The sequence below is a fragment of the Prosthecobacter sp. GW821-HT29F12 genome, assembly GCF_058803405.1.
The window spans coordinates 392014-409509 of the sequence record NZ_CM179517.1 but is presented as its reverse complement, the minus strand read 5'-3'; the positions used below and the strand labels follow the sequence as shown (position 1 = coordinate 409509).

General features: G+C 59.5%; 16 protein-coding genes. All 16 read left to right on the top strand.

All coding sequences use genetic code 11. The features are described 5' to 3' along the window. The first annotated feature begins 16 nt into the window (after positions 1 to 16). The 16 genes from AC3RLQ_RS01635 to AC3RLQ_RS01560 all read left to right on the top strand — a co-directional run bounded on the left by AC3RLQ_RS01635 (position 17) and on the right by AC3RLQ_RS01560 (position 17459). A complete protein-coding gene (locus tag AC3RLQ_RS01635; protein ID WP_493033718.1) occupies positions 17 to 1135 on the top strand; it encodes a glycosyltransferase family 4 protein in 1119 nt (372 codons plus the stop codon). Between the two features lie 3 nt (positions 1136 to 1138). Further along, complete coding sequence (locus tag AC3RLQ_RS01630) at positions 1139 to 2359, top strand: glycosyltransferase family 4 protein (RefSeq protein ID WP_493033716.1); 1221 nt, start codon at positions 1139 to 1141, stop codon at positions 2357 to 2359. Positions 2360 to 2390: 31 nt separating this feature from the next. Continuing rightward, a complete protein-coding gene (locus tag AC3RLQ_RS01625) occupies positions 2391 to 3368 on the top strand; it encodes a glycosyltransferase family 2 protein (protein WP_493033714.1) in 978 nt (325 codons plus the stop codon). Then, the gene (locus AC3RLQ_RS01620) at positions 3355 to 4260 is read left to right on the top strand and encodes a hypothetical protein (RefSeq protein WP_493033712.1); all 906 of its coding nucleotides are present in this window, start codon (positions 3355 to 3357) and stop codon (positions 4258 to 4260) included. Before AC3RLQ_RS01625 ends, AC3RLQ_RS01620 begins: the two co-directional genes overlap by 14 nt. A 70-nt stretch (positions 4261 to 4330) precedes the next feature. Next, positions 4331 to 5140 (top strand): FkbM family methyltransferase, encoded by an 810-nt coding sequence (locus AC3RLQ_RS01615; protein WP_493033710.1) that lies wholly within the window; start codon positions 4331 to 4333, stop codon positions 5138 to 5140. Between the two features lie 38 nt (positions 5141 to 5178). Next, positions 5179 to 6315, top strand: a complete 1137-nt coding sequence (locus AC3RLQ_RS01610; protein ID WP_493033708.1) for an acyltransferase family protein — start codon at positions 5179 to 5181, stop codon at positions 6313 to 6315. A gap of 37 nt (positions 6316 to 6352) precedes the next feature. Beyond that, positions 6353 to 7588, top strand: coding sequence for a glycosyltransferase family 4 protein (locus AC3RLQ_RS01605; protein ID WP_493033706.1), 1236 nt, complete (start codon positions 6353 to 6355; stop codon positions 7586 to 7588). A 6-nt stretch (positions 7589 to 7594) separates the two neighbouring features. Beyond that, entirely contained in the window at positions 7595 to 8581 is a 987-nt protein-coding gene (locus tag AC3RLQ_RS01600) for a glycosyltransferase family 2 protein (RefSeq protein WP_493033704.1), read from the top strand. A 48-nt stretch (positions 8582 to 8629) separates the two neighbouring features. Beyond that, positions 8630 to 9292 carry an acyltransferase gene (locus AC3RLQ_RS01595; protein ID WP_493033702.1) on the top strand — a complete coding sequence of 221 codons (663 nt, stop codon included), beginning with the start codon at positions 8630 to 8632 and terminating at the stop codon, positions 9290 to 9292. A 1-nt stretch (position 9293) separates the two neighbouring features. Then, positions 9294 to 10748, top strand: coding sequence for an O-antigen ligase family protein (locus tag AC3RLQ_RS01590; RefSeq protein ID WP_493033700.1), 1455 nt, complete (start codon positions 9294 to 9296; stop codon positions 10746 to 10748). 44 nt (positions 10749 to 10792) lie between these two features. After that, on the top strand, positions 10793 to 11863 hold the full coding sequence (locus AC3RLQ_RS01585; protein WP_493033698.1) for an acyltransferase family protein: 1071 nt from the start codon (positions 10793 to 10795) through the stop codon (positions 11861 to 11863). A gap of 73 nt (positions 11864 to 11936) precedes the next feature. Continuing rightward, a complete protein-coding gene (locus tag AC3RLQ_RS01580; RefSeq protein ID WP_493033696.1) occupies positions 11937 to 13091 on the top strand; it encodes a glycosyltransferase family 4 protein in 1155 nt (384 codons plus the stop codon). A gap of 10 nt (positions 13092 to 13101) precedes the next feature. Beyond that, the gene (locus tag AC3RLQ_RS01575) at positions 13102 to 14301 is read left to right on the top strand and encodes a glycosyltransferase family 4 protein (RefSeq protein WP_493033694.1); all 1200 of its coding nucleotides are present in this window, start codon (positions 13102 to 13104) and stop codon (positions 14299 to 14301) included. Beyond that, positions 14282 to 14740 (top strand): serine O-acetyltransferase, encoded by a 459-nt coding sequence (locus AC3RLQ_RS01570; RefSeq protein ID WP_493033692.1) that lies wholly within the window; start codon positions 14282 to 14284, stop codon positions 14738 to 14740. Before AC3RLQ_RS01575 ends, AC3RLQ_RS01570 begins: the two co-directional genes overlap by 20 nt. After that, positions 14737 to 15846, top strand: coding sequence for a glycosyltransferase family 4 protein (locus tag AC3RLQ_RS01565; protein WP_493033690.1), 1110 nt, complete (start codon positions 14737 to 14739; stop codon positions 15844 to 15846). Before AC3RLQ_RS01570 ends, AC3RLQ_RS01565 begins: the two co-directional genes overlap by 4 nt. Further along, positions 15843 to 17459 (top strand): VanZ family protein, encoded by a 1617-nt coding sequence (locus tag AC3RLQ_RS01560; RefSeq protein WP_493033688.1) that lies wholly within the window; start codon positions 15843 to 15845, stop codon positions 17457 to 17459. Before AC3RLQ_RS01565 ends, AC3RLQ_RS01560 begins: the two co-directional genes overlap by 4 nt. Positions 17460 to 17496: the final 37 nt, after the last annotated feature.

Below are 17496 nucleotides of genomic sequence, written 5' to 3'. Positions count from 1 at the left end.
AATCCCCGGTTCAATCATGCGCATTGGATTCAACGCTTCTCTCTTTGGTTCCCCCGAAATCCGTGGCTGGACTCGCTACGGCCTCAACCTGATCAACGCGCTCGACCGCGAAGGCCACGAGATCACACTCTTCACGCCCTACGCCATCAATCAGGAGATCACTTCGCGGTTGTCCCCTGGCGTCAGGATCGTCCACACCCAGTCCCCGCGCTACTGGCGCTGGCTGTCCATGGACCTGCCCAAGCTGCTGAAGCGTGAGAAGATCGAACTCTTTCACACGCCTCATCACTTCGGGCTGCCGCTCAATTCCCCCTGTCCCACAGTCGTGACCATCCATGATGCGATCGAGATGCAGGACCGCAAAATGCGCTTCTCCGATCTGCGGCAGATGCAAGTGCTGCCGAACAAGATGGACCATTGGCTGACAGAAAAAGTGGCGCACCAGGTGATCACAGTCAGCCAGTACAGCCATGACCGCATTGTGGAGCAGCGTCCGCATTGGCGTGGCCGGGTGCAGGTCATTCCCAATGCTGCCGACCCTCTCTTCAGCCCTTCCTTCACCCCGCTGCCGCAGGAGATTCAGGACAAGTTGAATGAGGCACCTTACTTCTTTTACGTGGGCGGGTTTGAGCAGCGCAAAAATGTCCCCTTCATGCTGAAGGCCTTCGCTGAATCCAACTTGGACAGCACTCGGTTGGTGATGGCTGGCGGCATCGCCACTCATGGCTCTTCTTTGCAAACGCTTATCAAGGAGCTGAATCTGGAGTCCCGCTGCCTGCTGCTGGGCCGCGTCGATGATGCATGGCTCCCGGGTCTTTACGCCGGTGCCCTGGCGTTTGTCTACCCCAGCCTTTACGAAGGCTTCGGCCTGCAGATCTGTGAAGCTTTCGCGATGGGCTGTCCGGTGATTGCCGCAGATGCCACCAGCCTTCCCGAAGTGCTCGGCCCTGGAGGCGAAACCTTCAATCTCGAAACCACGCAGCAGTTGTCCGGACTCATGAAGCGCATCGCCTGTGACGAGTCCTATCGTGATGATTTGAAAAAGCGCGCAGTGACGCGCTCCACGACTTTTAGCTGGGACGAAACGGCGCGGCTCACCGCACGAGTCTACTCGAAAATCCTCTCCCAGAACTGAACCATGAAGCTGAAGTACGTCTTCCCTGAACCTCCCCTTCCCTTTCTGGGGGCTGCCGCACGACTCTCCCACCTCCTTCTTTCGGAGGCCATCCGCCGTGGTGTGGATGTCGAGGCCTTCATCGAGTACTTCGATGAGAAGGACGCCATCGCGATGCGCGAGATGTTCAATGCGCCGAACTGCAAGCTGCGCCTCTTCTGCGCCAAATCAGTGCCCAAAACTTTCCTGCGCACCACCCGCAGCCTCTTCTGGCAGGGAGCCTTCCTCTACGATGCAGCCTTCATGGCCGCCCTCGACGAATCCATGCGCGATCCCGAAGCTGTCCTGCATCTGGAAACACATTCCGCCTGCTGGCCCGGTCTCAAACACATCGACCGCACCGTTCTCAATCTCCATTACCTGCTGAACGCCGACATGCGTTCGGAAAAGCATCATGGACTGCGGATGAAATGGAATCTCCACCGCGAGCGCCAGATGCTCAAGACTTTCAAATACATGGCCGCTGTGACCCCGGCGCTTGCAGAAGAAGTATCGTTGATCAATCCCAGCGCACAGCTTCATCCCGTTCAATTTGGACTCGATTTGGCAGGCTATCCCTACGCAGCCCCGTCAGCATCAGGGGACCGGCCATTGAACATTGGCATGATCGGCAGCTATGCCTGGGCTCCCACCCGTGCCGCCGCACGTCATTTCCTTCAGCTCTGGCCTCGCATCAAGCAGGCGGTGAAGGATGCAAGACTCTTCCTCGTTGGCCGCGGAGCTGAACGCATCCTTGGAGAGAATGCCCGGGCCGTCGATCCTGATGCCCGCGTCGTTCAAAACGTGCCGGACATCATTCCCTACTTCCGCGAACTCGACTGCATGGTCTATGCACCTGAACATGCCTCCGGAATCAAAGTGAAAGTGCTCGAAGCCTTTGCCCTCGGCGTGCCTGTGGTCACCAATCAGCACGGCATCGACGGCATCCCGGTCCGCCATCGCGAACATTGCATCGTCGGCAGCACCGACGCGGAGCTCGTGGAGGGCGTGCGTTATCTCACTGAAAACCCCGATGCGAAAATGCAGATGACTCAAGCGGCAAGGAAGCTCGTCGAGGAGATCTGCGCTCCATCCAATGTCTTCGACCAATGGCTGGCCGTCTATGCGCAGATGAATGCATGCAAGGCTGCGAAGCCACGAATGCTGGAGCCATCAGCAGCTTCCGCCGGTCTCGCCGTGACTTGATCCGCTCTTTTCAACCTCATCTACATCGACCATGGCACATGAAATCTCAGCTCTGATCATCTGCAGTGACCGCCTCGAGGAAGTCACTCGTTGTCTTGCAAGCCTCTCCAAACTAGGCGATCAGTTGCACGAGGTGCTGCTGCTCAAAAACGCACCGAAGCAACCCTGGCGGGACAACTGCTTCGATTCCGTGCCTGCAGAAGTTCGCAAACGCTTGCACATTATTTCCACAGACAAGCAGGTCTTTCCCACCACCGGCCGCAACATGCTGGCGGCGCAGGCCACGGGCTCTGTTTTCTTGTTCCTCGATGACGATTCCCTCGTGCTTGAGCGCAAGGGCATTGAAGACGGCCTCCACCTCTTGAAAAACGAACCGACCATCGGTTCGATCGCCTACCCGCAGTCTACAGAAGATGGAAAACTGGGACCCTACATGCAGCCGGCACCGGTGGAGCATCCATGCTTCACCTGCGGCTTCATGACCTGCGCTGCACTGACTCGCGCAGATGTGTATCATCAGATCGGCGGTTTCCAGGATCTGCTGCAAATGGCGCACGAAGAGAACGAATTCTGCAAACGTCAGTGGGATGCAGGTTTCGCCGTCCTCTATCTTCCAGAACGCTGCATCTGCCACAACCCCAGCCCGAATGCGCGCAACAGCCGCCAGCGTGCCAAACTGAACGCTCGCAACATCTGGTATCAGGCCGTGCTGCATGAACCACTCTGGATGCTCACGCTCAGCTTTGGCCCCCGCGTGCTGCAAGGCGCGCGCTATCTCCGACAGGCTAACGACTGGACCGATGGAGACTGGCAGCCGCTGTTCAAAGAAGCGCTGACTGACCTGTGGCGTGACCTGCCGCGCCTCTGGAAGGCACGCAGACCTCTCAAGCTGAACACCATCCGCCGCTGGCAGCACATGAAGAAACATTTCCCGCCTTTTAACACCACGTCCGCCACAGCAAGCCCTTCCAATTCACCCTCCACCCTCATCGAATATGCCCACTGCTAACACTGTTGTTATTGGAGCCATCAATCATCACGAATGGCCCGTGGTCGCGCCATGGATTCGCTCCCTGCGCGGCACAGGCTTTGACGGCCGTGTCGTGCTGGTGGCCTACGAAGATATCAGCGATCACGTCATTGATGCCATGCGTCGTCAAAACGTGGAAGTTCGGCGCGCAAAAATGGAAATCTCCGTCAATCGCGGACGCTTCAAGGACTTTGAAACCATTCTGGCCGAGATGCCGCCTGAGACGCTGGTCATTGCCACGGATGTGCGAGATGTGGTGTTTCAAAGCAATCCTTCGCGGCTGGCTGAACTGCTCAAGCCTGCCGAGGGGCTCGACATTGCCGTCAGTTCCGAAGGATGGCGCTACTGCGATTCAGAATGGAATTTGAGCACGTTGCGGAAAGTTTTTCCGAGTTATGAAACCTCGATGCACGGTGAGGAAGTGTACTGCTCGGGAGTGATCGTCGGCACCGCTGCTGCATTGAAGCAGATGTGCGCCAGAATCTGGGAGATCAGCCGCACAGCGCCCAGCTTCAATGGGGATCAGGTGGCGATGAACATCATCTTGCGTGAACCTGCGTTCGCACACCGCGTCAATCGTCTGAATGTGCGCGATGGCAGAGTTTTTCATGCACGTGCAACGTGGCTCCGCCGCATGCAGGGAGGTTCCGTGACTGGAGAGCCTGTGTTCTCGCTGCTCACCGGCATGGCCAGTCGTGCAGACGGCAGTCTGGTGAGCGTGCTGCATCAGTACACGGAGAGCAAATGGGAGCGTCTGCGCGTCTTGATGCGCTACAACAGCCTCTGGATTGGAATCTGGTACCGGCTGACGCAGCGGTTCCGCTCTTCGGAGAACGACAATGTCTACTGGAAGACCAAGCCGGCGATTTGACATTTTCTTGTGTCGGATTCCGCAAAAACAATCACCCGCGCAAACACAAACAACAAATAAACAAACGAAGATGAACACACTCAAAAAATCAGTCAGACCCGGGCTCCGCCACTGGTGCCTCAACACCCACCCCAAAGAAATCGGCGCATGCGTGAAATGGGCGCTGCGCACCCGCCGGGTGGAAACGCGGATCGAAGACAACGGCGTCAAACTCTGGCTGGACCCCATCAGCCCGCTGGCGGATGCCCTGGCACAAGGCAAGTATGAAGAGAAGCTGGAAGAGTGGCTCAGATCCACTCTCGACTCCACCGGCACCTTTCTGGATGTGGGAGCGAATGAAGGCTACTTCTCCATGTTTGCCGCCACCACGCTGAAGGCTGCACGAGTGATCTGCGTGGAGCCCAACGCGGCGCTGTGGCCTGTCATCCTGCGCAATGTGCAGCTCAACCGCAGCAGCACCTGCACACTGGCTCCCTTCGCCATTGGTGATTTCGAGGGCAGTGCGAACTTTGTCGTCCAGCCCTCCACCAACAGCGGCGCCTCTTCACTGTGCACCCGCCCGAGCCGGCTTGACCGCTTCCGCGAACGCCGCAGCGTCCCGGTGGTCACTCTGGACTGGCTGATCGAGTCCAACGGCCTGAAGGAAGTCTCCGCCATCAAGGTGGATGTGGAAGGTTTCGATGAGAAGGTCATCGCAGGTGCGCGGGAGAGCCTGAAACGCCGCATCATCAAATCCATCGCGATCGAGATGCACAACACGTCGGAAAGAACGCTGGAAAAGGCTGCCGACGACATCCGCAAGATGATGGCAGAAGCAGGCTATACCGAGAGACCTTCGGACAATTTCCGCTGGATCTACTTTGACCGGCCGGCCGCCTGACATCCCCCACATCAAACTTACTTCAGCTCTTTGCAGCCATGAAATCCAACGATAGCAACGACCGTTTCCCGCAACTTGATGGACTTCGTGGCCTGCTGGCTGTGTATGTGGCGTTCCACCATCTCATCATGTTTTGCGGCATCCCCTTTCTGGGCGCTGCCGCACTGCTGGGACGCGGTGAAAAGGCCGTGCATGTTTTCATCATCCTAAGCGGCTTTGTGATTTTCCATCTGCTTCACAAATCCGGCATAGGGTGGTGGACATTCATGGTCCGCCGCTTTTTCCGCCTGTGGCCCCTGCTCGCCGTGGCGGTCATCCTTGCTTCATTCGTGGCACCTCTTGAAGTCGAGGTCTGGCAGCATGGCCCGCCGGAAACAGCTTATCGGCAGGAACGCATCATCCATTTCATGGAACACCCCGCTGCGTTTCTGACATCCACCCTGATGATCGTTCATGGGATGATTCCTGAGTTTCTCCTCCCGAACGCGCATGCGAACATCCTGCCACCGGCCTGGAGCATCGGTCTTGAGTGGCAGTTCTATCTCATCGCGCCTCTCTGTCTGTGGGTGGCGCGCAGCGGCAAGACCTGGCTGCTGGTTCTTGGCATCCTTGTGCTGGCGCTGGGGGAGGCTGGTGGTGAGCGTTGGAAGGCATGGAATGATGCGTTTCTGCCAGCCTACACCGGCTACTTTGCCATTGGTGCCTTTTGTCATGCCGCATGGGGCCAGATGCAAAAAAACATGACCTCCGCCACGCTCGGAACCGTGGCGTTCATGCTGGCGGCCATTGTCTGGTCCAAGGACACGGCGCTCATCTTATGGTCCTTCGCCCTGCTGTCCGCCCTGCCTGCCGGTCATGCCTTTGACGCTCTCATCCGGCCGCTGCGGAGTCTTCTCGCCAGCCGCTGGCTGGTCTGGATTGGTGACAGGTCATACAGCATCTACCTGCTCCATTGGCCGCTCATGATGGTGATTGTCTGGTGTTTGCAGGACGCAGCATGGGCTTCCCATTCGAAGTGGGCCTTGTTTGCGGTTTCCAGTCTCGTAGCGGCTCCGGTCGTGCTGATCGCGAGTCATCTGACCTACACCTTTGTGGAACTGCCGTTCATCCAACTCTCGCGCAAACTGACCCGGCGTCCTGCGGCCATTGCGGGTGCCGCGGTCACGACAGCCTAGAAGCAGACTCGCACCGGGCAAATCACTCTCGAATCCCATGAAAATCGCCGTCAGCGGATATGTCTCAGCCCAGGAGGGCAGCGTGGCTTCGGCCAATGCGCTGCTGCTTCGTTCACTTCTTGAGGACGGGCACGAGGTGGACTTCTTTTCGAAGCCCTCGTTTGTGGATCCCCGCCCCTGCGTGGGCGAGCATGAACGTTTTCGTTTTGTCTGCACGGACAACGTGGGCCCGGACCGCTTCCGTGCCAGGGTGCAAAAGATACCGGCATTGGGATTCATGGCCTGCCGTGTGGACTGCGCCACTTATGAGCGTCTGCTGTTGAAGAAGATGCGCCAGCAGCATGCCACACGCCATTATGACCTCTGCCTCTGGCTCGGTGACTATGCACCGGGCCGTGTGAAGAACCTGCCAATGATCAGCTTTGCCCAAGGCCCGCCCGGAACGGATGCGCGGTCCATTGTGTCCCGCTTTGCGGAGATCAAGAAACTCGCAGGACCGCGCAAGGCGCTGCAATGGCTGATGCTGGCACGCATCCGCCTGTCCTCCATCGGCCTGCCGGGATTGAAGTACTCGGACCACATCATCGTGGGCAGCCAGCAGTCTAAGAAAACGCTGACCGAAGTCTATGGCATCGAGGAAGAGCGCGTGGACACGCTGCCCTACCCGATTGATTTGAACATGTTCCGCCCGGCAGAGGAAACGACGGCCGCGAAAGCGGAACTGCGCGTGCTGTGGCTGGGCCGCATCATTCCACGCAAGCGGCTGGATCTTTTCCTGCGCGGTCTGGAGCTGGCCATCCGCCAGGGGGTGCATGTGCGCGCAACCATCGTGGGCGGCACGGGCTTCGTGCCCGGTTATGAAAAGCTGATCGATTCCTTCCCCTTCCCCGACCGGCTGAGCTGGATCAAATCCATGCCACGCACGGAGGTGCCCGCGCTGCTGCGCCAGCATGACGTGCTGGCCCAGCCGAGCGATGAAGAAAACTTTGGCTCCTCCGTGGCCGAGGCACAGGCGTGCGGACTGCCCGTCATCGTGGGCCACACGAACGGCAACGCGGATTATCTCTGCGACCGTGACATCCACCTGGCAGACGACCGGCCGGAAACTTTTGCCAGCGCGCTGATGCGCCTCGGCCAGCACCTGCCTGAGGCACCCGTGAAATCCCGCACGGTGGCCGAACGGTATTTTGATCTTGGCCGCGTGACCAGCCAGGTCACCACGATTCTCGAGAACGCACTGCGATCCCCTTTCAAGAACCTTTCACCCGCCTGATCCATCATGGAAAACATTGACGTCATCATCCCCACACTGAAGAGGCCCGACCATCTGCGCCGGTGCCTGGAGGCACTCAAACTGCAGGAGAAGCAGGCAGACCAGATCGTGGTAGGCGTGCGCGCGGATGACGATGTCACGCGTGCGGTGATCGAAGAATATGAAGCCGTGCTGCCGGTGCGTGCCGTGGAAGCGCGCGGCGTGGGTGTGGTGGGTTCGATGAACTCCTGCCTGAAGGAATGCCAGGCGCCGTGGATCGTGCTGCTGGATGATGATGTGGAAATACCCCCACACTGGCTGAAAGTGATGCTGGCCCATGTTCATTCGGCTCCTGACATCGTGGGTGCAAGCGGTCGCGACATGCTGATGGATCATCCGGAAATGCGCCGCAACGAGCCGTTGACGGAGAACGTTGGGCGAATCCACTTGTACGGTCGAGTCACCGGCGCGCATCACCACGGCGGAGGGCAGCCGCGAGTCGTGGACGTGCTGCGTGGGTCGAACTGCCTTTACCAAGGCGATTTCCTGCGGCGCTGCGGCTTTGAAGCCGGACTACGAGGGAAAGGCGCCCAAGTAAACTGGGAGCTAGCCCTGGCCCTGCAGGCGAGACAGATGAGGGTGCGCATGATTTTTGACCCCACCATTCACGTCATTCACAACGTGGCACCGCGTCATGACAACGACAACCTGCACCGTGACGGCTTCAACTTCGAAGCGACGAGCGACATCGCCTACAACGAGACCTTCGTGGCGCTGACCCATGCGCGTGGCATCATCCGCTGGTCGCTGCCTCTTTGGCACTTCTGTGTCGGCAGCCACCTGTGTCCGGGACTGGCCCGCGCGATGGATTTTGTGCTGCGCCCAAACTCGAAACCACGCCAGCGCTTTGCCGCCACCCTTACCGGACGCCTAGGCGCCTTTAAGGCATGCCTTAGCCGCATTCAGACAAGTGAGAGGTTAATGTCTGAGCAGGCAGCCGCGCCAGCCCCTTGATGGGCGTGTGCAGGGTGTCTGACCAGACTTCGGTTTTCCTACATCCTTATGCTCGCCTATCTTTTTCAAAACCGGCTCAAGCCGCGGCTCCTCAGCCCGACATGGGTGAAGACCTGGCTGAAGCGTGTGTGGACGCTGCCGAGCCTGCTGGGCTACTGCTGGCAGTCGCTGCGCTGGACTCTGAGAGGTGCGCGCATCGCACCTTCCACAGTGATCTCCAACCTGACGCTGCATGGCGAGGCTTCGAACCTGAGCATCGGCAAAGGATGCAGCGTGGGCATCACCCGCATGCAGGCCCATGCGGAAATCAAGATCGGCAACTGTGTGGTGATCAATGACGGCGTGCGACTGATCACCGGATCGCATGACTTGAACTCCCCCACCTATGAGCATGTGTTTGCGCCGATCGTGGTGGAAGACTACGCGTGGGTGGCCACGGATGCCATGGTGCTGAAAGGCGTGACCATCGGCCGAGGAGCGGTGGTGGCAGCCGGTGCGGTGGTGGTGAAGGATGTGCGGCCCTTCAGCCTGGTGGGAGGCAACCCCGCCAAGGAGTTCGGCACCCGCGACATTGAACGATTCGAGTATCTCCCCGCGTCATGGTTTGGCCCAGTAATGGCCTGGACCGGACGCAATCCTGGGACGGCCTCCACGCCTGCGAAACCAGCCAGTGAGCCTGAGTGCCCGGCCGCAGAACCTCTGCTGCAATAGCATGGAATACTTCATTGCGCTTCTCATCGTGCTGCCGGCCTTTGTGCTGGCCGCGCAACGCTCCAGCTACCTGCTGGACTATGTGTTCTTTGTGGTGGCGCTGAACCGCGGCATCCGGCGACTGGTGGACTTCTACATCAACGGAGCCTTCAACCCGCTGTCGAGCATCAGCCTCACGCCGCTGGTTGTCAGCGCGGTGCTGCTTGTGCCTGCGATGTCGCGCTTCGGCCAGCTCACACCAAACAGCCGCAATGTGGCCACTCTCATCATGGTGGCGCTGGGCCATGGACTCGTGATCGGATTTTTGAACGCTGGATTTGGCGCCTTCTACTCACTGGGTGAATGGATGGCCGGCTTTGGTGCCTTTCTTTACGCGGCCACGTCACCGATCAGCACTCAAACAGCGGACCGCTGGATGCGGTCCTGCGGCTACGCGGCCCTGATGGTGGCAGTGTATGGCTGGTATCAATACTACACTATACCAGAATGGGATGCCTACTGGGTCACGGCGGTCAACTTCGTCGGCTATCTGGGCCAGCTGAAGCCCACGGAGATGTCCGTTTTTTCCACACTGCATGAGCGCGGTCCCTGTGCCAGCTTCCTGGCGTGGGCAGCCATCCCCATGATTCTGCACCCCCGCTGGCGCATCATCGGAGGCTGGCTCACCGTCGTGCTGCTGCTGTCCGTGGTGGTGCTGACGATGACGCGCAGCATGTTCATCATCGTGGGCCTGGTGGCCATGCTGCAGCCGGCGCTATCCAAGGGAAAAGGCGTCGGCCGCGTGATCGTGCTGGCAGCAGTGTTTGGCTTGGGTGGCAGCATCGGCCTTCAGTACATGCCAGGCTCTGAGCGCATCACCAAGCGCTATGACACCATGAAGGACATGCAGAACGACGGCTCCTTCAAAGGCCGCCTGAGCATCTTCACCACAGGCCTTCCCTGGGTGCTTCAGCATCCTTTGGGCATGGGCCTGGGGAGTTCGGGCTTTGGTGCAGGCCGTATCGGTGAATCCGGCTCCAGTTCGAGTGCAAGCTCCAGCCCAAAGGAGGGCTTTTGCGACAGTGGCTACATTGAGGTCTTCAGCCAGTTCGGATGGATCGGAGGCCTGGCCTTTTTCGCAGCCATGGCGCAGCTTTGGGGGGAACAGACCCGACGCATCCGCCTTGGTGGTGACAATGCATTCCTGACCACCGGCCGTGCCGTGCTGCTGGGCAGCCTGGTCTTCCTCGCGGTAGGAAACGTGTTTGGCAGCTTCTCACTATTCTGGGTCTTCCTCGGCATCTCGCTGAACCGCATGACGCTGCCCGAAATGAAGCCGCAGCAAGAATGGGCAACCTTTTCTTCGGACCCCTACTTAACCGAGCCTCATTTTCATGAGCCGCAGCTCTGGACCCATCCAGCGCCTGCCATGGAACAGCCATTTCACTCCGTAACGCAGCACTCCACCGTCTCCTGAAGTTTCACGCGCCCTTCCTCCGAGTCCTGCCTTTTACCCACCTTATGAACCTGCTGATTCCTGGCCCCGGCCTCCTGCGCTTCCTCCTGGCCTTGGTAGTGGTCGTGCATCATTCCTTTCCGCTGCGGATGGGCACATGGGCGGTTTATGCATTCTTCATCCTCAGCGGCTATTGGATCGCCCGCATGTGGGAAGATAAATATATCAACACCCGCAATGCCCCTGTAACCTTTCTGTGCAGCCGGTGGTGCCGGCTCGCGCCGGTGTTCTTCGCATCCCTGGGGCTGGCCTTTGTCTCAAGCTGCGTCATTCCAGGAGCGCCCCCTCTGCCGCAACATGTTTGGGAGTGGTTCATACGCCAGCTTCCAATCATTGGCTCGAAGTCTGCAGGAAGCATCCTTCCCCCAACCTGGTCTCTGGATGTGGAGATGCAATTTTACGTTGTGTTCACGGCGCTCATGCTCGTCGCCAGTTCCCGTTGGCGGAGCGTGGTGAACTGGCTGGTCATCATGATGGCGGCCGCATCTCTCTTGCTGGTGCTGCAGGAACTCGGCACGAGCGTCACGGAAAACACTGCATCGTCTCTAAGCCTTTATTTCTGGCTGTTTGCCATAGGCATGTGGTTTCACAAGGCCCGCTGGGCTCCGTCCCGCCGGACCGCACTCGTGTCGGCCGCCGCGTTTGTGGGAGTGACCGCCCTTTTGATGATCTGGCTTCCTACACGTGAAGCCATCTGGATCCGCGGCTCCATGAAGGTCACGCCTGTGCGTGAGGGAGCTTTGGACCCGCGCACATTGGTTCATTTGTGGTGGGCTCTTGGTGCGGTGGTGTGTGCGCCATTCATTGCTTGGAATGTTCTGCAAAAGTCCCCCGCATGGGATCGGATGCTGGGCAACTGGGCCTTCCCGCTCTATCTGTTTCACTGGATTCCGCGTGATTGGTATTATTCCCAGGTGAACTGGTCGGCCCCTGCCTGGCAGGCTCCGCTGCTGCTTGGCGTCAACTTTGCGGCCGCCCTTGGGGGAAGCTGGCTGATTTTGAAACTTATTGACCAGAACGCCGACCGCTGGCGCGCCCGGTGGGTGCATGCGCGCCTCGAACCCAAGGCACAATAGCTCAGTTTCTTTGCCGTTTCTCACAGTCTCCGGCCACGCTTTTCGCCCTTCAAAACCCTCACTTCCGAATCATATGAAAATCGCCTACGCCATGATCAACTGCAACCGCCGTGATGGCAGCGCGCGCGCGGTCAATGAAGTCGCTGAACGACTTGCCAAAAAACACGAGGTGCATCTCTATGCACGAAAGGCGGAGGACCTGGACCTTTCCAACATCGCATGGCATCGCATACCAGGCGTCAACTGGGCGGAGGTGATCGACTTCGGCAGCTACTATCTGGAAGTGAACCGGCGCGTGCGTCCGGGACAGTTTGAAATCGTTCACACGATCGGCTGCAACACGCAGCGCGGCAATGTGGTGACGATTCAAAACATCCAGCCTGCAAAGAAGCTGATCCTCGACCGGCTGGGGCGCTCTGAGAAAGTATCGCCAGCACGCCGGCTCACACGCTGGATGTACCTGAACGCGACGTGTGCGGCGGAGAAGCGGCTGTATCAGCACCGTGAAGGGCACAAGGCGCCGATGTTCCTGCCGGTGTCACGGGGTGTGGCTGCCGAGCTGAAGAAGCATTACAACATCGGTCCGGCGCAGGTGCGCATCGTCCCCAATGCGGCGGACACCGTGCGCTTCAAACCGCTGAGCGAGGAGGCACGCAGCGCCTGGCGTGCGAAGCACAACGTGCCTGAGGACCGGATCATGGCGATCTTTGCGGGTGGCGAGTGGGCGCGCAAGGGACTGGACTTTGCCATCCAGGCGATGGGACATCTCAAGGATGTGCCGCTGACGTTGTTCGTGGCGGGTGATGATCCTGACCGTGCACGGTTCACACAAATGGCACGTGATTCGGGCGCGGCCGATCACATCGTCTTTGGCGGTTTCCGCAAAGACATGCCTGAGGCACTGGGCGCAGCGGACTTCTTCCTGTTTCCAAGCTGGTATGAAGCCTTCAGCCTGGCGACCATCGAAGCGGCCGCGTGCGGCCTGCCGGTGGTGGCGACGCGCATCAATGGCACGGAAGACTTCATCTCCCCCGGTGAAAATGGAGACTTCATCGAGCATGACGCCGTGCAGGTGGCCACGGTGCTGCGCCGACTTTGCGAACATCCTCAGCATCTCAAGATCATGGGCGCGAATGCCCGTGAACGTGTGGAGATGAACTACACGTGGGACCGCATCGCGCAGATGACGGAAGACGCCTACCTCGCGCACCTCAACAGCTCCAACTGATTTCAAAGCCATGCATATTCTCATCGTCAGTCATTCCTCCGCCACGGCGCTCAACCAGGAAGTGTATGCCCGCGTCCAACGTGAGACGGGCTGGAAGATCACCCTCGTGGTGCCGGACAACTGGCACGACGAATTTGGCAACGCGCTGCGGCAGGAGCCCTGCAAGGGGCTGGAAGACTCCGTGATCCGCTGCGCGGTGTGGAAAAACGGCAGCATCATTTTCCACGTGTATCGCATGCGCTGGCAGCGCTTTCTGCGCGAGCTAAAGCCGGACGTGATCTACATGAACCACGAACCGTATGCGCTGGCCACGGCGCAGGTCTGCCACGCCAACAACCGCTCGATCCGCGTGCCGTTTGGCTTCTACTCATGCCAGAACATCAACAAGAGGTATCCGGTGCCGTTCTCATGGCTGGAGAAGATGGTGTACGATTCATCGAGCTTCGCGCTGCCGATCACCGACCGTGTGGCGGAGGTGCTGCAGGCGAAGGGGTACCGTGGCAGGCAGACCGTGTGTGCGCTGCCGCTGGATCCTGAGCGCTACCATCCGCGCCTGAAGGCGACGCCGCCGGAACGCTTTCCGCAAACCAACGTGCCGGTGATCGGCTATGTGGGCCGACTGATCGAGCCGAAGGGCCTGCGCACTCTTGCTGGGGCGCTGGGCCGTGTGCGTGATCTGGACTGGCGCATGGTGCTGGTGGGCACGGGTGAGTTTCAGGCAGAGTTTGAAAAACTGCTGACGGATGAAGGCGTGCGCGACCGCATCTTCTTTGCCGGCTATGTGCCGCATGATGAAACGCCCCGCTGGCTGGCCTCCATGGACATGCTGGTGCTGCCGTCTGAAACCCAGCCGAACTGGGAAGAGCAGTTTGGACGAGTGATCCCCGAGGCGATGGCCTGCGGAGCGGCGGTGATCGGCTCTGACTCGGGCGAGATCCCGCATCTCATCCGCCAGAGTGAAGGCGGACTGATTTTCACGCAGCGTGATCCGGCGGCGATGGCGGTGCTGCTGCGCCAATTGATCAGCGGACCGAAGCTGCGACGCCAGCTGGCGGAAAATGGCCGCCACTGGGTGGAGCGTGACATTTCAATCCCTGCGGTGGCGCAGAAGATGATCGAAGCATTCACCGCCGCTGCGAAGAACCCGCAGGCCGGGCAGGTGGAAAAACAACCGTCGTTTAAATCGAGCCATGCGTTTGCACAGTCCTGAACTGCTCTGGAAGTGGAGCCGAGGCCTGCTGCGCCGTGGCTGGAAACTTCCTGCGCGCATCGTGAAAACGGTGAACTTCACGCTGCACAAGTGCCTGCTGCCCGCTGAGGCGGAGGTGGGTGACGGCGTGATTTTGGAGCATTATGCGATGGGCATCGTGATGCACCCGCAGGTGCGGATCGGCAAGCGGTGCCGCATCTACCATCATGTGACACTGGCGGCGGAAACGTGGATCGGATCTCCGCACTACATCACGCTGGAGGATGATGTGACGATCGGCGCGCACAGCATCGTGGTGGCGCGGCCGAACACGCCTCTGACGATCGGCAAGAAGTCTGTGCTGGGCGCGGGCTCGGTGCTGACGAAGACCATTCCCCCCTTTGAAGTCTGGGCCGGCAATCCGGCACGCAAAATCGGCGACGTAGCCCAAGCATCATGATTGCACAACTTGGCATGAATTTGAAGGCCTCCGCAGGCGGAGTGGACCGCTACTTCAGCGGGCTGAACAACGCGCTGGTGCGCCAGGGTGTGCGCGTGACGGCGTATGGCTTTGGTGATTCCGAAAAGGCGGCCTGCCTGGGGCCGGCGAACAAACCGCTGATGCAGCGCTGGAAGGCGGTGCGCGAAGCGGTGGTGCCACGGCGTGGCAGGCTGCTGGCGTCTCACTTTGCGCTCTATGCGCTGCCTGCCCTGCTGGGCCGGCGCTGGGACGGACATGTGGTGCATTTCCATGGGCCATGGGCCAGCGAATCCCAGCGTGAAGGCGGGAAGATGCACACGGTGATGTGCAAGCGCATGCTGGAGCGTGCGGTGTATCACCGTGCTGATCGATTCATCGTGCTCTCCAAGGCATTTCGTGACCAGCTTTGCCAAGGCTACGGTGTGCCGGCTGACCGTGTGCACATCATTCCCGGAGGTGTGGAGACGGATGCGTTTCAACCGCTGGATGTGGTGGAAGCGCGGCAACGCCTGGTCTGGCCACAGAAGCAGAAAATCATTGTCTGCGTGCGCAGGCTGGCGCGCCGCATGGGACTGGAGACATTGATCGAGGCCTTTAGACAGGTGACGCTGCAGCATCCTGATGTGAAGCTCATGATCGGCGGCCAGGGTCCGCTGCGTGAAGAACTGGAACAGCAGGTGCTGCGTGCAGGCTTGTCCAAGCGCGTGGAGTTTCTCGGCTTCATCCCGGAGGCCACGCTGCCGACGGTTTATGCGGCGGCGGATCTTTCGATCGTGCCGAGCTCGGCGCTGGAAGGCTTTGGATTGATCTCGCTGGAATCACTCGCATGCGGCACACCGGTGCTGGTGACTCCGGTGGGTGGACTGCCTGACACGGTGGAAGGGCTGGGTGAAGACCTGGTCTTGAAAGGAACGAGCACCGAACACATCGCCGACGGACTGGGCCGATGGCTGGACGGGACGCTGCGCCTGCCAACACGCGAGGCCTGCCGTGAGCATGTGATGAAGAGCTTCACCTGGGACAGGATCGCCAAACAGGTGTGTGAAGTTTACCGCGAAGCAGGATGGCGCCCCCAAACACCATGAAACGAAACGCACGCATTGCACTGCTTCTCATGCTTGCCGCTGGCCTGTGGCTGGCGCTGAAGCCAACGCTGGGAAACCGGCGCTTCACGTTTCTGCCTTTCAGGTGGTCTGAGTACATCGACCTCATGGATTTCTGGCTGAATCTGGGTGCCTTCGGCATTCTGGGTATGACTGTGTGGCTGGCGTTTGGCACGCTGAAGAAAGCATTCAAAAAAGTGTGGCTGATGACAGGATTCATCACGCTGCTGAACATTCTGCTGGAGCTGATTCAATCTTCGATCCCGGGCCGGGCGATGGACATGGCGGATGTGTGGGCTGGCTTTTTCGGCTGTGTGGGAGGCATCTTTTTCGGCATGGTGCTGCAGCTGCTGAGCATTCGTAAAAAGACCGGGAGCAAGGAGCCGCAGGTGCTGTTCCTTGATCAGACAGGACGCCTTGGCGGTGCTGAGCTGATGCTGCTGGACATCGCGGCTACACGCGCGGCGGACAGCGAGGTGATTTTGTTTCAAGATGGTGAGTTTCGCACGGCCCTGGAAAACGTGGGCGTGAAAACGAGCGTGATCGAACTGGGGGATGAGGCATCTACTGTGGACAAGCAGGCGGGACTGAAACGTGTGCTGCGCTCCATCCCGGGCATCGTGGAACTGATGCTGCAGCTTGTGCAGGCGGCGCGGTCCTTTGATGTGGTGTATGCGAACACCGCGAAGGCTCTGATCATCGGCGGGCCTGCGGCGAGGCTGGCAGGACGCCCGCTGATTTTTCATCTGCATGACATCATTGCGGACGGCCACTTCAGCGTGCTGAACCAGCAGGCGCTTGTTCACTGCGCGAACTTCTGTGCGCAAAGTGTAATCGCGAATTCTGAGGCGACGAAGGCGGCCTTTATTGCGTGCGGTGGACGCGCCGAGCTGTGTGTGGTCATTCCGAACGGGTTCCTCATTCCGGCAGAACGATCGGATAAAGCCAAGGTGGAAGGCTTGCGTGAGAGTCTTGGCATTCCGGCTGGCGCATGGACGGTGTTAATGGCGGGACGGCTGGCGCACTGGAAGGGGCAGCATGTGCTGCTGGAGGCGCTGAAAGCTGTGCCTGAGGCGCATGCGGTGCTGCTGGGCGATGCGCTCTTCACGGATGAGGACCGCCAGTATGCACTGCGGCTGCACACGCAGGCGGATGCGCCGGAGCTGGCTGGTAGAATTCACTTCGCAGGATTTCAAAAGGAGACAATGCCGTATTTTGACCTGGCTGATGTGGTGGTGCATGCCTCGGTGCATGCGGAGCCTTTTGGCCGTGTGATTGTGGAAGGCATGCTGGCGGGCAAGCCGGTGATCGCAGCGCGCGCCGGTGGTGCGGCGGAGATTGTGCAGCATGAGCAGACCGGACTGCTGGTGGATCCTGGTAGTGCGAGCGAACTTGCAGATGCCTTGATGCGTCTGCTTAACGATTCCAAATTTGCGGAAGACATCGCACGGCAGGCGCAGCAGACAGCACAGGACACTTACGCCCTGCATGCAGTGCAGGAAAAAATCGAATCTGTGATTCAGAAGACAGCGAGCCATGAGTTCCGTGAGGAATCCGAGACGGCTGCAAACCACCCCATTCAACAGGCGGCATGAACACTGCCCCAAACTCCCCTACCCCAACAAACACCGT

What these genes read in the sequence shown, in the direction of transcription:
- AC3RLQ_RS01595 (WP_493033702.1), top strand. Translation starts at nt 8,630, where the DNA reads ATGCTCGCCTATCTTTTTCAAAACCGGCTCAAGCCGCGGCTCCTCAGC.
- AC3RLQ_RS01565 (WP_493033690.1), top strand. Translation starts at nt 14,737, where the DNA reads ATGATTGCACAACTTGGCATGAATTTGAAGGCCTCCGCAGGCGGAGTG.
- AC3RLQ_RS01630 (WP_493033716.1), top strand. Translation starts at nt 1,139, where the DNA reads ATGAAGCTGAAGTACGTCTTCCCTGAACCTCCCCTTCCCTTTCTGGGG.
- AC3RLQ_RS01585 (WP_493033698.1), top strand. Translation starts at nt 10,793, where the DNA reads ATGAACCTGCTGATTCCTGGCCCCGGCCTCCTGCGCTTCCTCCTGGCC.
- AC3RLQ_RS01620 (WP_493033712.1), top strand. Translation starts at nt 3,355, where the DNA reads ATGCCCACTGCTAACACTGTTGTTATTGGAGCCATCAATCATCACGAA.
- AC3RLQ_RS01610 (WP_493033708.1), top strand. Translation starts at nt 5,179, where the DNA reads ATGAAATCCAACGATAGCAACGACCGTTTCCCGCAACTTGATGGACTT.
- AC3RLQ_RS01615 (WP_493033710.1), top strand. Translation starts at nt 4,331, where the DNA reads ATGAACACACTCAAAAAATCAGTCAGACCCGGGCTCCGCCACTGGTGC.
- AC3RLQ_RS01575 (WP_493033694.1), top strand. Translation starts at nt 13,102, where the DNA reads ATGCATATTCTCATCGTCAGTCATTCCTCCGCCACGGCGCTCAACCAG.
- AC3RLQ_RS01600 (WP_493033704.1), top strand. Translation starts at nt 7,595, where the DNA reads ATGGAAAACATTGACGTCATCATCCCCACACTGAAGAGGCCCGACCAT.
- AC3RLQ_RS01570 (WP_493033692.1), top strand. Translation starts at nt 14,282, where the DNA reads ATGCGTTTGCACAGTCCTGAACTGCTCTGGAAGTGGAGCCGAGGCCTG.
- AC3RLQ_RS01635 (WP_493033718.1), top strand. Translation starts at nt 17, where the DNA reads ATGCGCATTGGATTCAACGCTTCTCTCTTTGGTTCCCCCGAAATCCGT.
- AC3RLQ_RS01590 (WP_493033700.1), top strand. Translation starts at nt 9,294, where the DNA reads ATGGAATACTTCATTGCGCTTCTCATCGTGCTGCCGGCCTTTGTGCTG.
- AC3RLQ_RS01560 (WP_493033688.1), top strand. Translation starts at nt 15,843, where the DNA reads ATGAAACGAAACGCACGCATTGCACTGCTTCTCATGCTTGCCGCTGGC.
- AC3RLQ_RS01625 (WP_493033714.1), top strand. Translation starts at nt 2,391, where the DNA reads ATGGCACATGAAATCTCAGCTCTGATCATCTGCAGTGACCGCCTCGAG.
- AC3RLQ_RS01605 (WP_493033706.1), top strand. Translation starts at nt 6,353, where the DNA reads ATGAAAATCGCCGTCAGCGGATATGTCTCAGCCCAGGAGGGCAGCGTG.
- AC3RLQ_RS01580 (WP_493033696.1), top strand. Translation starts at nt 11,937, where the DNA reads ATGAAAATCGCCTACGCCATGATCAACTGCAACCGCCGTGATGGCAGC.